General features: G+C 51.9%; 1 rRNA gene. It reads left to right on the top strand.

The window, feature by feature from the left end:
* Positions 1-82 precede the first annotated feature (82 nt).
* Positions 83-1,626: ribosomal RNA gene (locus CCE91_RS12205) — 16S ribosomal RNA — on the top strand.
* The last annotated feature ends 102 nt before the right edge of the window (positions 1,627-1,728 follow it).

Here is a 1,728-nt window from a genome sequence, read left to right as displayed (position 1 = left end):
GGATACACCTGACTGATTGGAAAAGTGCTTAACAAATTAAGATTTATTAAGTCATTGATTCAATGAGTCGATTAAACACTTTAAACTGAAGAGTTTGATCATGGCTCAGATTGAACGCTGGCGGCAGGCCTAACACATGCAAGTCGAGCGGTAACAGGGGAAAGCTTGCTTTCCTGCTGACGAGCGGCGGACGGGTGAGTAATGCTTGGGAACTTGCCTTTGGGTGGGGGATAACCACGGGAAACTGTGGCTAATACCGCATAACGTCTACGGACCAAAGTGTGGGATCTTCGGACCACACGCCCAGAGATAGGCCCAAGTGAGATTAGCTAGTTGGTGAGGTAATGGCTCACCAAGGCAACGATCTCTAGCTGTTCTGAGAGGATGATCAGCCACACTGGGACTGAGACACGGCCCAGACTCCTACGGGAGGCAGCAGTGGGGAATATTGCACAATGGGCGCAAGCCTGATGCAGCCATGCCGCGTGTGTGAAGAAGGCCTTCGGGTTGTAAAGCACTTTCAGTGGTGAGGAAGGTGGTGTCGTTAATAGCGGCACCAATTGACGTTAGCCACAGAAGAAGCACCGGCTAACTCCGTGCCAGCAGCCGCGGTAATACGGAGGGTGCGAGCGTTAATCGGAATTACTGGGCGTAAAGCGTACGTAGGCGGCCTGTTAAGCAAGATGTGAAATCCCCGGGCTCAACCTGGGAATGGCATTTTGAACTGGCAGGCTCGAGTTCTGAAGAGGGTGGTAGAATTTCCAGTGTAGCGGTGAAATGCGTAGATATTGGAAGGAATACCGGTGGCGAAGGCGGCCACCTGGTCAGAAACTGACGCTGAGGTACGAAAGCGTGGGGAGCAAACAGGATTAGATACCCTGGTAGTCCACGCCGTAAACGATGTCAACTAGTTGTTCGTTTCATAAACGAAGTGAGTAACGCAGCTAACGCACTAAGTTGACCGCCTGGGGAGTACGGCCGCAAGGTTAAAACTCAAATGAATTGACGGGGGCCCGCACAAGCGGTGGAGCATGTGGTTTAATTCGATGCAACGCGAAGAACCTTACCATCCCTTGACATCCAGTGAATTTTCCAGAGATGGATTAGTGCCTTCGGGAACACTGAGACAGGTGCTGCATGGCTGTCGTCAGCTCGTGTTGTGAGATGTTGGGTTAAGTCCCGCAACGAGCGCAACCCTTATCCTTAGTTGCCAGCACGTAATGGTGGGAACTCTAGGGAGACTGCCGGTGATAAACCGGAGGAAGGTGGGGACGACGTCAAGTCATCATGGCCCTTACGGGATGGGCTACACACGTGCTACAATGGCGCATACAAAGGGAAGCAAGCTAGCGATAGTGAGCGGATCTCAAAAAGTGCGTCGTAGTCCGGATCGGAGTCTGCAACTCGACTCCGTGAAGTCGGAATCGCTAGTAATCGTGGATCAGAATGCCACGGTGAATACGTTCCCGGGCCTTGTACACACCGCCCGTCACACCATGGGAGTGGGCTGCACCAGAAGTAGATAGCTTAACCTTCGGGAGGGCGTTTACCACGGTGTGGTTCATGACTGGGGTGAAGTCGTAACAAGGTAGCCGTAGGGGAACCTGCGGCTGGATCACCTCCTTAAAAGAAGCCTTGTTGAAAGTGAGTGCTCACACAGTTTGATTGGTTTGATAAACGATAAGAAAGGAAATCAGGTATGTAGCCTGACGTTACACGTCAGGAACA

The sequence above is a fragment of the Pseudidiomarina planktonica genome, assembly GCF_900177775.1.
Taxonomy (GTDB): domain Bacteria; phylum Pseudomonadota; class Gammaproteobacteria; order Enterobacterales; family Alteromonadaceae; genus Pseudidiomarina; species Pseudidiomarina planktonica.
This window is presented reverse-complemented; position numbering and strand designations above follow the sequence as displayed.